This window comes from Paraburkholderia monticola, from assembly GCF_001580545.1.
Taxonomy (GTDB): Bacteria; Pseudomonadota; Gammaproteobacteria; order Burkholderiales; family Burkholderiaceae; genus Paraburkholderia; species Paraburkholderia monticola.
On sequence record NZ_LRBG01000037.1, the window covers coordinates 321,630 to 333,650 of the forward strand.

11 protein-coding genes are annotated in these 12,021 nt (G+C 63.1%); 4 read left to right on the top strand and 7 right to left on the bottom strand.

The genetic code is table 11. The features are described 5' to 3' along the window. From CI15_RS25495 to CI15_RS25510, 4 genes are read right to left on the bottom strand one after another with little or no spacing between them, the layout of a single operon-like run. On the bottom strand, window positions 1-1,356 hold the full coding sequence (locus tag CI15_RS25495; protein WP_062134161.1) for a paraquat-inducible protein A: 1,356 nt from the start codon (window positions 1,354-1,356) through the stop codon (window positions 1-3). 19 nt (window positions 1,357-1,375) lie between these two features. Next, window positions 1,376-2,839, bottom strand: coding sequence for an efflux transporter outer membrane subunit (locus tag CI15_RS25500; RefSeq protein WP_062132985.1), 1,464 nt, complete (start codon window positions 2,837-2,839; stop codon window positions 1,376-1,378). A 2-nt stretch (window positions 2,840-2,841) separates the two neighbouring features. Beyond that, on the bottom strand, window positions 2,842-6,018 hold the full coding sequence (locus CI15_RS25505) for an efflux RND transporter permease subunit (RefSeq protein ID WP_062132987.1): 3,177 nt from the start codon (window positions 6,016-6,018) through the stop codon (window positions 2,842-2,844). Further along, entirely contained in the window at window positions 6,015-7,193 is a 1,179-nt protein-coding gene (locus tag CI15_RS25510) for an efflux RND transporter periplasmic adaptor subunit (protein ID WP_082814295.1), read from the bottom strand. The genes CI15_RS25505 and CI15_RS25510 overlap by 4 nt, the downstream gene beginning before the upstream one ends. A 20-nt stretch (window positions 7,194-7,213) precedes the next feature. On the opposite strand from CI15_RS25510, the gene CI15_RS36725 reads away from it, so the two are divergent. Further along, complete coding sequence (locus CI15_RS36725; protein ID WP_153041194.1) at window positions 7,214-7,396, top strand: hypothetical protein; 183 nt, start codon at window positions 7,214-7,216, stop codon at window positions 7,394-7,396. A gap of 118 nt (window positions 7,397-7,514) precedes the next feature. Then, complete coding sequence (locus CI15_RS25515) at window positions 7,515-8,261, top strand: TetR/AcrR family transcriptional regulator (protein WP_082814296.1); 747 nt, start codon at window positions 7,515-7,517, stop codon at window positions 8,259-8,261. A gap of 43 nt (window positions 8,262-8,304) precedes the next feature. On the opposite strand, the gene CI15_RS25520 is transcribed toward CI15_RS25515, so the two are convergent. After that, window positions 8,305-9,360, bottom strand: a complete 1,056-nt coding sequence (locus tag CI15_RS25520) for an AI-2E family transporter (RefSeq protein ID WP_062132993.1) — start codon at window positions 9,358-9,360, stop codon at window positions 8,305-8,307. Between the two features lie 59 nt (window positions 9,361-9,419). Next, window positions 9,420-9,602: a hypothetical protein gene (locus CI15_RS35720; protein ID WP_075643777.1), complete on the bottom strand. Its 183-nt coding sequence runs from the start codon at window positions 9,600-9,602 to the stop codon at window positions 9,420-9,422. 324 nt (window positions 9,603-9,926) lie between these two features. Here CI15_RS35720 and CI15_RS25530 point away from each other — a divergent pair, with 324 nt between their 5' ends. Both CI15_RS25530 and CI15_RS25535 read left to right on the top strand, forming a co-directional pair. Beyond that, window positions 9,927-10,136, top strand: coding sequence for a hypothetical protein (locus CI15_RS25530; protein ID WP_062132998.1), 210 nt, complete (start codon window positions 9,927-9,929; stop codon window positions 10,134-10,136). Window positions 10,137-10,138: 2 nt separating this feature from the next. Next, a complete protein-coding gene (locus tag CI15_RS25535) occupies window positions 10,139-11,332 on the top strand; it encodes a hybrid sensor histidine kinase/response regulator (protein WP_241495926.1) in 1,194 nt (397 codons plus the stop codon). Window positions 11,333-11,375: 43 nt separating this feature from the next. Here CI15_RS25535 and CI15_RS25540 read toward each other — a convergent pair whose 3' ends face one another. Continuing rightward, entirely contained in the window at window positions 11,376-11,813 is a 438-nt protein-coding gene (locus CI15_RS25540) for a response regulator (protein WP_062133000.1), read from the bottom strand. Window positions 11,814-12,021: the final 208 nt, after the last annotated feature.

Below are 12,021 nucleotides of genomic sequence, written 5' to 3' on the forward strand. Positions count from 1 at the left end.
TCAACGTGCGTTTCGTCGATTGGTTGGCGCGCGCCGTTTGCCCGCATCGACGTTGTCCCAGATGAGCCGTGGATCGAACTGATGCGACGCGAGCATCGTGAGAATCACCACCGCCGCAAAAGCGAGCGCGGCCGGTCCCGCCGTGATGACCGCAAAAGAGCCGAAATGCACCAGCGTGACCGTCAGTGTGACGACGAACACATCGAGCATCGACCAGGGGCCGATACGCTCGACCAGACGATAGAGCGCGGTGCATTCGCGAGGCCGCCAGGCCGACTCGCGACGGGCCGACAGCGTGAGAAGCGTGAGAACTGCCAGCTTGAGCATCGGTACGAGAACGCTCGCGACAAACACCACGACGGCGAGCGGCCAGTCGCCCGAGGTCCAGAAGTACGCGACGCCGCCCAGGATCGTGTCGTCCTCGGAGCGGCCGAGCGACGACGCATGCATGATCGGCAGCAGATTGGCCGGGATATACGTGAACACGGCGGCGAGCAGCAGACTGGTGGTTCGCGTCAGGCTGTCCGGACGGCGTTGATGTCGGGGGTGCCCGCATCGCCAGCAGCGCTGGCGCGTCCGGCCTTCCGCGTGCGCCTGAACCAGACCGCAAGCATGGCAGCAGACCAGTCCAGCATGCCGTGCGGTCGACGCCGACGAACTCGTCCATTCGCGCGCTGGCTGCGGCCGCATTAAGCGCTCACGTCGGTCTCCGACCCTGGACCAGCGAATGCCCGTCGTCCGGTCAGACGTGAGCCGCTCATGGACCGCCCACAGCCGGCCGGGATCGAATGAAGCAACGACGGCCATCATCCCGGTCAACCCCGCCATTGCAAAAAGGCCTGGCCCTGCGATCACGTCGGCGATGCTGACCATCTTCACGATCGTCACCAGCACGCCGAGCATGAATACCTCGACCATGCACCACGGACGCACCAGTTGCACGACGCGCAACGCCCGGTTGAAACGGGGCGGCAGCCTGCCGATGCGAAGCGGCACCAGCAGATACAGGAAGGCACTCAGCTCGATCAGCGGAAAGAGTATCGATGCACAGAACACCATCGCCGCGACCGCGCGCATATTGCCTGACCAGAGCGAGCGCACGGCGCCGATGAGCGTCGCTTCGGAGTTCATGCCGTTGGCATGCAGCTCGATCACCGGGAACGCCTGCGCGATGCAGAACGTGATCAACGCCGCGAGCGTTACAGCGCAGATGTGGTCGAGGGAACCGCCAGCACCCGCCAATGCGGTCAGCTTCGCTGCGCATCGCGTGCAGCTCGCGACGCGCGCTCCGACGTCCGCAGGCTTGCGAAACAGCAGATCGCATTCGTGGCAGGCAATCAGTCTGCGATAGTCCATGCTCGTCATACGCGCGCGATCATTGCGTCGACGCTGCCGTCTGCTGGGCCGTGGGTAGCTCCCCCATCGCCTGGAACAACGCCGCGGTGTCGCTCATGCGCTGCCCCGCCGCGCGCACGGCGCCGAGCTGCGCGTTGAGATAGCGCGACTCGCTGGCGTGGGTTGCCGTCGACGGCAGCGAACCCATGCGATGGCGCGATGCGGCATCGTCGAACCCGGCGTGCGCAGCGTCCGCGGCCACGGCCGCCGACGCGAGCGTTTGCGCATCGTTATCCAGCGCGGCCAGCGAGTTCGCGACATCCTGGAACGCGGAGAGCACGGTCGACTTGTAGTGCAGCACGGCGGCGTCGTACGCATCGATCGACGCGCGACGCTGCGCGAACAGCGCACCGCCATGAAAGATCGGCTGCGACAGCCCGGCGCCAAGCGCCCACAGGGCGCCCGCGCCGGAGAATACCGTCGGCCAGCTGAAGCCGCCGCGGCCCATCGAGGCGGTGAGCGACAGGCTCGGGAAAAGCTGCGCCGTCGCGGCGCCCACGTCGGCAGCGGCGGCCTTGACGGCGGCGTCGGCTGCCTGAATGTCCGGGCGCGAACGCAACAGGTCCGACGGCACCGCAACAGGCACGTGCGCGGGCAGCGCGAGACTATCGAGATCCGGCACGCCCGGCGCGTTATCAGGCGTGCGGCCGATCAGCACGGCCAGCGCATGGACCGCGCACGTGCGTTGCTGCCGCAGTGCGGGCAGCGTCGCCGCGATCGACGCCGCGTCCTGTTTCGATTCAAGCATCTGGGCGCGCGACACCGACCCGAGCGCGAACCGCTGCTCATCCTCGCTCGCAACAGCGTTGGACACTTCGACGAGCCGCTCGGTAAGGGCGATCTGCCGGTCGAGAGCCGCGACATTGATCACGCTCGCAACGATGTTGGCGGTAAGCGCGCGACGCGACGCCTCTAGTTCGAATGCCTGCACGTGCACGCGCGCGGCGCTTGCCGAGTTCATGTAACGCGTCTCGCCGAACAGGTCGAACGTGTAATGCGTGAATATCTGGCCGGCGAAGAAGTTGTATTGCACCTGCTGCGGTCCGAGCCCCGGCACGACGGCAGTGCGGGCGCGCTCGACCTGCACGCTGCCATCGATTGACGGCAGCGTCGAAGCGCCGACCTGCGCGCGCAGTTGCTCCTGCGCGGCCGCGAGCGTGCGCTGGGTTGCCGCGAGGGTCGGGCTGTTGCGCAGGCCCTCGTCGACCAGTGCATCGAGCGCGTCGGATCGGTACAGGCGCCACCATTGCGGCGCCCCCGTTGCGCCGACATCGAATGTCTGTGCAACGCCGTCGGCCGTCACGGTTTTGGACGGCTGCGCCTGTGCGCCGTAATGTTGCGGCGACGGCATCGCCGGCGGTTCACCGCCCGGGCCGAACGAGCACGCCGTGACGGTCAGCACGGCGGCCAACGCCAGCACGGAAGTCTTGAATGGAACGTTCATGATCACACCTCCGTATGCTCGGCGACGAGCGGTTGCGTCGTCCCGGACTCGTCACGCCGGACCCTGAAGCAGGTCGCGTAGAGCGCCGGCAGAAAGAACACCGTCAACAGCGTGGCGACGGTGATGCCGCCCATCAGCGCGGTCGCCATCGGGCCGAAAAAGCCCGAGCGAAGCAGCGGTATCAGTGCGAGAACGGCGGCGGCGGCCGTCAGCATGATCGGCCTGAAACGTCGCACCGTCGCGCCTATAATCGCGTCGAAGCGAGGGTGCCCCGCCGCGATGTCCTGATCGATCTGGTCGACGAGAATCACGGAGTTGCGCATGATGATGCCGAACATCGCGATCACGCCCAGCAACGCGACGAAGCCGAACGGCTTGCCGAACAGCAGCAGCGCGCTCACCACGCCGATCAGGCCCAGAGGCGCGGTCAGCACGACGATGAAGGTGCGCGCGAAGTTCTTCAGCTGGATCATCAGCAGCAGCAGCACCGCGATGACCATCAACGGCATTTCCGCGTTGATCGACGTCTGGCCTTTCACGCTCTCTTCCACTGCGCCGCCCACGTCGATCCGAAAGCCGACCGGCAGCTGGGCGCGTTCCGCGGTGAGCGCACGGTCGATGTCGCGCGTGACGTCGATGCCCTGCGCGTCGCCGCGCACGTCGGCCTGCACCGTGATGGTGGGCTGCCGGTCACGTTCCCAGATCACGCCATACTCCAGGGTATCGCGCACGTGTCCAAGCGCACCAAGCGGCACCGGGCCGTTCGGCGTCGGCATCGCAAGGCTCGTGAGCTTCGCGGGATCGACGCGCTCGCTCTTCGGCGCGCGCAGGTCGACGTTGATCAGCTTGTCGCGCTCGCGATACTGCGTGACGGTGAAGCCGGACAGCGTCATCGCGAGGAAACTGGAGACGTCCTCCGACGTGACGCCAAGCTGCCGCGCGCGGTTTTGGTCGATTTCGAACGAGATCGAACGTTCAGCGGGCTCGTCCCAGTCGAACTGGACGTTGCGCGTGCGCGCGTCGGCGCGGGTCTTTTCGGCGACCTTGTCCGCAATCGAGCGCACGGTCGCGATATCGTCGCCGCTGACGCGAAACTTGATCGGGAAGCCGACCGGCGGTCCGTTCTCGAGACGTGCGACGCGCGTGCGAACCCCGGAAAAATCCTTCTCCAGTTTCGTGTCGAGCCACTGCATCAACTCTTCGCGTGTCTCGACGTCTTTCGCGGTAATCACGAACTGCGCGAAGTTCGGCTGCTGGAGCTGCTGGTCGAGCGGCAGGTAGAAGCGCGGCGCGCCGGTGCCCACGAAGTCGACGAAATGCGCGATTTCCGGCTTGCCATTCAGCACCTTTTCGAGGCGCTTCGCTTCACGCAACGTCGCTTCAAACGATGCGCCCTCCGGCAACCTCAGATCGACCAGCAGTTCCGGCCGTTCGGAGTTCGGGAAGAACTGCTGTGGCACGCGCGTGAACGCCGCCATCGCGATCGCGAACAGCACGACCGTGATACCGAGCACGGCCCAGCGGCGGTCGATACACCCGCTGACCCAGCCCGACAGACGCCGGTAGAAGCCGGTGTTGTACACATCGTGCTCGTGGCCGTGTTCACCGCTCGCGTGGCGTTTGTGCTCGGGCAGCAGGTGAAAGCCCAGCAACGGCACCAGTACGACCGCGGCGAACCACGAAACGATCAGCGCGATGGCCGACACTTCAAAGATCGAACGTGTGTACTCACCGGTGCTCGATTTGGCAAGAGCGATCGGCAGAAAGCCCGAAACCGTCACCAGCGTACCGGTCAGCATCGGAAAAGCCGTGCTCGAATAGGCGAAGGCCGCCGCGCGCATGCGGCTCCAGCCCTGTTCGAGCTTCACCGCCATCATCTCGACGGCGATGATCGCGTCGTCGACCAGCAGCCCCAGCGCGAGCACCAGCGTGCCGAGCGATACCTTGTCCAGACCGATACCGAACACATGCATGCACAGCGCCGTCACCGCGAGCACGATCGGAATGGTGATCACCACCACCATCCCGGTGCGCAGGCCGAGCGAGATGAGACTCACGACCAGCACGATGGCCACCGCTTCGCCGACCGCCTCCACGAAGTCATCGACCGAATGCTTCACCGCGTGCGGCATGCTCGACACACCCGCGAGCTTCAGACCAGCCGGCAGCGACGCCTGAAGTTCTGCCGTCTTTGCGTCGAGCGCCCTGCCGAGGTCGATCACGTCGCCGCCCTTTTGCATGGTCACGCCGATGCCGAGCACCGCGCCGTTGTCCACGCGCATCTGCGTGACTGGCGGATCGTCATAGCCGCGCTTGATCGTCGCAATGTCGCCGAGGCGAAACGAGCGCTTGTTCACGGTGATCAGCACGTCGGCGAGCGTCTGTTCGTCCTTGAATGCGCCGCTTGGCCGCACGAACACGCGGTCGTCCGCCGTCGTGATGGTACCGACAGGCGCAACGGCGTTCTGCGCGTCGATCGCCTGAGCGAGTTGCTGCGGCGTGATCGCCAGCCGCGTCAGTTGCGCGTTCGAAATCTCGACGAAGATGTGCTGATCGGGATCGCCGAAGTAGTCGACCTTCGCGACACCGGGCACCCGCAACAGGACGGTGCGCAGTTTGTCCGCGTAATCGTGCAGCTGCGCGGGCGAAAAGCCGTCGCCTTCGAGCGCGTAGATGTTCGTATAGACGTCGCCGAACTCGTCGTTGAAGAACGGCCCGACCGTTCCCCTGGGAAGCGTCGCCTGGATGTCGCCGACCTTCTTGCGCACCTGATACCAGGTCTCGGGCACCTCCTTGACCGGCGCCGAGTCCTTCATGGCGAAGAAGATCATCGACTCGCCGGGGCGCGAGTAACTCTTGATATTGTCGACATACGGCGCTGCCTGCAACTGGCGGCCGATCCGGTCGGTGATCTGCTCCTGCACTTCGCGGGCCGTTGCGCCCGGCCAGTAGGTCTTGATGACCATTGTGCGGAACGTGAAAGGCGGATCTTCCGATTGCGCAAGGTGGGTGTAGCCGAACACGCCGAACAGCGTGGCGAGCCCGATCAGGAAGATCACTAATTGCTGGTGTCGCAACGCCCACGCGGACAGATTGAAACCGGTTCCTTCAGCGCTTGAGCCGTCGCCCGCTTTCGCGCGCACGTCGTCGCGCACGTTTTGATTGTCGCGCGCGTTCATGACGGAAAGTCCTCCGGATGCAGCGGAGGCACGACCTGGACGTGCTCGCCGGCGCTGACTGCATGCACGCCTTGCAGCACGACCCGGTCGCCATCGTGCAGGCCCGAGCTGACCGACACGGTGCGTTCGTCGTATCGCCCGATGGTGACCGGACGCAGTTCGAGGGTGTCGCTACCGGTGCGCGCCACCCATACCGCAGGTTGCTCGCCGCGGTGAAAGAGCGCCGTCACGGGCAGCGTATAGGGCTGTGCAGTGCCGGCGTTGCCAGCGGCATCGAACGTCACGTTCGCGCTCATGCCGAGACGCACCTCCGGGCCTGGCGAAGTTAGCGTCAGCTTGACGCGCCAGGTGCGGCTTTCCGGATCGGCGGCGGCGGACACCTCACGCACCGATGCATCAAAGGTCTTGCCAGGCAGCGCGGGCAGCGTGACGTGCGCCTTGTTGCCGGCTGCCAGCGCATTCACCGTTGCTTCGGGCGCGTCGCAAGCGATATCGACGTCGCCCGTCCAGTCGAGGTGATACACCGCTTGAGTTGCCTGAACGTTCTGCCCGGTATTGGCATCTTCCGAGGTAATCACGCCGTCATGGTCGGCCACCAGCGTCGCATAGCGCAGGTGATCCGTCGCAAGTGCCATCTGCGCGAGAGCGGAAGTGCGCTGCGCGAGCGCGGAAGCGTAGGCGTCCTGGGTTTGCTCCAGCTGTGCGGTCGATATCAGGTTGGCGTGTGCCTGCGCCTCGTCCCGATCGAGCTGCTGCTTCGCGAAGACGAGGCGATGTTCGGCGGCATCGAGCTGGGCGCGCGCGTTGACGAGGTTGTTTTGCAGATCGGTCGGATCGAGCAGCGCGACCGTCTGCCCTGCTTTCACCATGTCGCCGATCCGCACCCGCCGCTCGATGAGTTTGCCTCCCACGCGGAACGAAAGAGGCGTGGAGTAACGCGCCTGGACCTGCGCCGGCAACGAGTCACCCGCGATACGCCCATCCGCGTGAACGGCACGCGCGACTACGGGCCTGGCCTCCGGCACGGCGGCTTTGTCGTGGTGACATCCGCAAAGAAGGATTGCGGTGCACGCCGCGATGACGGCGGGAGCCCGGTGTATCGACCGGGCGCAGGAAAGCAACAGGGAGCACGCCCGTATCGGTGCGTCAGGACCGGAGTGTTTCACGATGTTCACAAGGAAGCCGATGAGTTCAGATGGAAATTGATTTCACGCTGACCGAGGCCAGCCACGCGGGCGGTGTTGCGATCAGCGGCACGCGAGCGGCGCGCAGGCTGATGCGTGCGCACCCTTCAGCGCTGATCGCCGGAGCAAGGCGCCGATTGAACCCAGCGCCTCAAAGCTCTGATCGTTGTATCGACCCGCTGCTTGAGCCCTGATGGCTACGCGATTTCCGTCATCTCAGGCGCTCGGGTGACATTAAACCCATATTTGATATTCTTGTCAACCATGACAAAGATACCTAAAATCACAACAAACAGTAACCAGAGAGACAACATGGCAGATGTCCGCAGTCCGCGCACGGGTCGTCGGCAGACAGTCAAGGGACCGAATTCGCCCCCCGAGTCCATCACAGCGCGGTCGCCTCGGCTCGTCCGGCGCAAGCACGAAACGCGCGTGCGTTTGCTTGATGCCGCGTTCGGACTGATCGCGAAAAAGGGAATGGACGGCGTCACGATCAACGAAATCACCGACCTCGCCGACGTGGGATTCGGGTCGTTCTACAATCACTTCGACTCGAAGGAAGGGCTCTTCACGGCACTCGTCGAATGGCTGTTCGAGCAATTCGCGGATACGCTCGATGGCCTTATCGACGGCCTGTCCGACCCGGCCGAAGTGATCGCCGTGTCCGTACGTCATACGCTGTTACTCGCCTGTCGGGAGCCGGTGTGGGGACAGCTATTGATCCGCGAGGGGCTATCCGCGCGTGCGCTCAGCGGTGGACTGGGACAGCGCCTGTTACGCGACACGCGCAGCGGCATTGCGCAAAGACGCTTCATGGTCGCGGACGAACTGATATGTGTCGTCTCGGTGATCGGCACCGTCCTCGCCGGACTCGCGGCCCAGCTTCATTTCTCGTCGTCTTCGAAGCGGATCGTGCAGTCGCGGAAAAACCTCCGATCCCGGGAGGAACGGTTCGCCGGGAATATCGCGGCGGTCGTATTGCAGGCGTTTGGCCTCAAGCGCATCGAGGCGGAGAAGATCGCCCGCCGTCCAATGCCTGCCGGCCCCGGAACTGTGTGAAGAGCAACCGCGACATGCCGTCCACCGGGCCACGCCGGCCTGGTCAGTCCCGGTAGAGCGCGGTGGTCAGATAGTGACGACGCAGCTCCCGCAGCGCCGACGCGCAGGCCGCGCTGGCCGGCAATGCAAGCAGAACGCCGAAAAATCCGAACACCTTCCCGAAAGCCAGCAAAGAAAAGATCACCGCAAGCGGATGCAGACCGATACGCTCGCCGACGAGTCTGGGTGTGAGAACGACGCTTTCGAGGATCTGCCCGATTCCGTACACGAGCGCCACTGCTCCCACGCCGTACCAGTCTCCGAATTGCAGAAGCGCGGCGAAAAGCGCGGACGCCAGCGCGGTCGCAAATCCGATGTACGGAATCACGACAGCCAGCGCGGTAAGGACACCAACAGGCAGCGCGATACGCAATCCGGCGATCGTCAGCGCGGCGGGATAGAAAACGGCCAGCACCGCAATAACGGCGAGTTGCCCTCGCAAATACTGCGACATCATGTGGTCGACTCCGGCGACGAAATCCCGCGTTCGTGCGAGCCAGCGCCGTGGCACAAAGCTCTCGATCCGCGCCAGGGCTTCGGGCCTGTCATACAGCAAATAAAACAGCACGAGTGGCACCATCACGAGATTTCCCGCGACGCCAATCATCGCACTGCTGCCTGTGCGCAGATATTGCCAGACGGCAAGGACAGCGTCGTGTTCGCTTGCCATCAGGCGAGTGGCCACTGCGGCGCGCAGACTCGCCGAATCCGGCCAGTAGTCAATCCCCACGGAAGCAAGCCACGGCCTGACGGCGGTTTCGAGTTTTGAGGCGAGCGAAGGGATCTGTCCGGCCAGCTCGGGGCCTTCCATCTGAATGACCACGAATACCAGCAGAATCAGCAACGCGATCTGCGCCACGAAAAGCGAGATCATGATCAGCGTGGCAAGACCCCGCGGCGCTCGCCGACGTACCAGCCACTCCACACCCGGCTGCAAAACGTACGCGATCATCGCACCGAGCAGAAAAGGTGTCAGTACGGAGCGAAGGCCCCACAGCAGCACGCCGGCCGACAAGGCGACAGCGCCCCAGAACAACGATTGGCGATGATAGGCAGTCATGGTTGCGTCTTTTGTTGCGTGATCACGTGCGGTCTCGGGCAAGACCCGAGCCGATACACTCAATGCATGGGTGCGTTCGTTTGCGCGACGAGGCGTTCCAGTTCAAGCAGCGCTTCGCCGAGCAGATCGATAGCGCCGTCAGGCGTCGGCGCGGTAGCGGCGCTGCGAATAGCTCGCTGCACGATCCGGTGCAGGTCTGCCGTTTTAGCTGGGTCAGCTGCGGCGGGGGACCGTTTTTCCATACGTACTCCTCTTTGTAAGGACTGTCAGACATCTGATGGGGAATGGGGCCGCCGGAAAGTATAGGTGCGCAAGCAGACGCGCGGACGTGCGCAATTCCTTGTTGGGAAATGCGCCAACGCACGACGAGGCACCGCATCGATCGATTATCTGCTGATCACATCATACATGATCATATACTCATATATGATTAGAACGCCTTTTTTTGCCCTCGTCGCGCATTGACTCATCAGAATTGCAGCTCGCTGCTGACCTTTTGCCTCACGTAGTTTGCTACCCGCCGGATTGTCCGGCGGGAGCGACACGGGGTGACAAGGCAAATCAGCATGACGACACGCAAGGAGTTGGTCGCAGCACTGCAATTGCGGTATGGAAGCGCGGCACTCGGTGACCGGATCAGAATTCTCGACGAGTTCGTGGCGCTGACCGGATATGACCGCAACCACGCCATCCGGCTGCTGCGGGAGCAGCCCGGTGCGACAAAGAGCACGCGCGAGCGAAACGGGTTATACGACGAAGCGGTAGCCAGGCACTGACCGTGTTGTGGGAAGCCGCCGTCGTGGACGCGCGCGACAGCGGAATTGCAAGCGACCAACGGCACAATGAGTTCATCGCCATGCTCGGGCATGAACTGCGCAATCCGATGGCACCGATTGACAGCGCTATTGGTGCCGCCGTACGCCTATGCGCTGATAATGCGAAGGCTGTCGAGGTATTGACGGTGGCCCAACGACAGGTAAGGCATTTGCGCACGCTCGTCGACGACCTGCTCGACGCGGCACGATTGAAGCACGGGAAACTTGCAATCAGGCATAGCGACACATCCCTCAACGAGATTGCTTTCGACGCCATCACAACGGTCAAGCACCACTTTGAGTCCCGGCGGCACACCCTGAAAATAAATGGCCTCGATGCGCCCGTCCCGGTTCGCGCGGACCACATTCGACTGAGTCAGGTTCTCGGCAACATCCTGTCGAACGCCGCGAAGTATACGCCGGTGGGCGGGGTAATCGAAATGACCGTTGATCTAGATGCCAACGCTGGACCTGCCCTGGACGGCGCGGTCATCATCACCGTCAAAGATAACGGAATTGGAATTGACAAGGGGGTGCAGCCGCACGTCTTCGAACTTTTTGCGCAATCGGCCCGAGGGCACGCCCGGGCTGAAGGCGGACTCGGAATTGGCCTCGCCGTTGCGAAACGGATGGTCGAACTTCACGAGGGGACCATAGCTCTTCAAAGTGAAGGTGCCGGCACAGGCACGCTCGTCACTCTATGGTTGCCAATCCTTCGCAGGCCGTCGGCACAGGTCCGGCACGAGCAGTCGGCCGAGAGTTCGGTTTGCGGCTCCGTACGACTTCTTCTGGTCGATGACAATCCGGACGCTCTGATGGCGTTAGGCATGTTGCTGGAACTCGAAGGGCACGATGTGACCACTGCAAGCAATGGAGGCGACGCAATTCGGCTTGTCGCGGAGGCCCGGCCGGAGGTCGCAATCATTGATGTGGGTATGCCAGACGTTGATGGCTTCGATGTTGCGCGCGCTGTTCGCTCCGACCACAGCCTGAATGGCATTATGTTGGTGGCGTTGACTGGATATGCCGCCGAATCTGATAAATCAAGAGCGTTAGCAGCTGGCTTCGACTATCACCTGACCAAGCCGCTGTCTTTGGAGAAGCTGCAATATCTGCTCGCGAATCGAAGAGGTGGACAGTTGGGCGGCCTGGTTTAACGGCAACGCAAGCCGGCCGCCGCGAGGCTACCTCGAGCTCACTTCAAGATATCAGTCCGGAAGAGACCGGCTGCCACCGCGACATCGCCCGGTCGGAACACACGGGACGAAGCATTTCACGCAAAGGCCGCGACAGGAGCAACAACGCTACCGTGGATTCGAACGCGTCAAGGTCGATAGGCTTGAGAAAGAATGCGTTCCAGAGGGCCGGTGTCCGTTGAAGTTGCGTATGAGCCGAAACCATAATTACCGGTATCGTGGTAAGAGCCGGGTATAACTTAAGACGACGGCACAACTCAATGCCGTCCATCCCCGGCATGGTGCAATCAGTGACTATGAGGTCCGGCATCATTCTGCCGGCCTTTTCCAGCGCCGACTTGCCGTCTTCCGACAAAAACACGCAGTATCCCCGCCACTCTAAAGCTGCGCTTAAAGCGGCCAGAATGTCTGGTTCGTTGTCCACCAGGAGAATGGTTGGCATGAGGAGCGTCCCGAGCGGTTACTCATCCGGCGCAACAACCATACCGTGGGAAGAAGATTAGTCTGGACGCGTATCGCGGGACATCGACGACAAATCGCAAGCGCACCAGGCTTGAACCAGGACTGACCGATGTGAAGCGGTGCTCCTACTCGATCGGCAAACTTTACTGTCCGACGAGGATCCTGCCAGAGCCAGCTCTGATGGTTGT

Bases quoted from the DNA above. Each gene is read 5' to 3' on its own strand.
- CI15_RS25495 (WP_062134161.1), bottom strand. From the start codon at position 1,356: ATGGACTATCGCAGACTGATTGCCTGCCACGAATGCGATCTGCTGTTT.
- CI15_RS25500 (WP_062132985.1), bottom strand. From the start codon at position 2,839: ATGAACGTTCCATTCAAGACTTCCGTGCTGGCGTTGGCCGCCGTGCTG.
- CI15_RS25505 (WP_062132987.1), bottom strand. From the start codon at position 6,018: ATGAACGCGCGCGACAATCAAAACGTGCGCGACGACGTGCGCGCGAAA.
- CI15_RS36725 (WP_153041194.1), top strand. From the start codon at position 7,214: ATGGAAATTGATTTCACGCTGACCGAGGCCAGCCACGCGGGCGGTGTT.
- CI15_RS25515 (WP_082814296.1), top strand. From the start codon at position 7,515: ATGGCAGATGTCCGCAGTCCGCGCACGGGTCGTCGGCAGACAGTCAAG.
- CI15_RS25520 (WP_062132993.1), bottom strand. From the start codon at position 9,360: ATGACTGCCTATCATCGCCAATCGTTGTTCTGGGGCGCTGTCGCCTTG.
- CI15_RS35720 (WP_075643777.1), bottom strand. From the start codon at position 9,602: ATGGAAAAACGGTCCCCCGCCGCAGCTGACCCAGCTAAAACGGCAGAC.
- CI15_RS25530 (WP_062132998.1), top strand. From the start codon at position 9,927: ATGACGACACGCAAGGAGTTGGTCGCAGCACTGCAATTGCGGTATGGA.
- CI15_RS25540 (WP_062133000.1), bottom strand. From the start codon at position 11,813: ATGCCAACCATTCTCCTGGTGGACAACGAACCAGACATTCTGGCCGCT.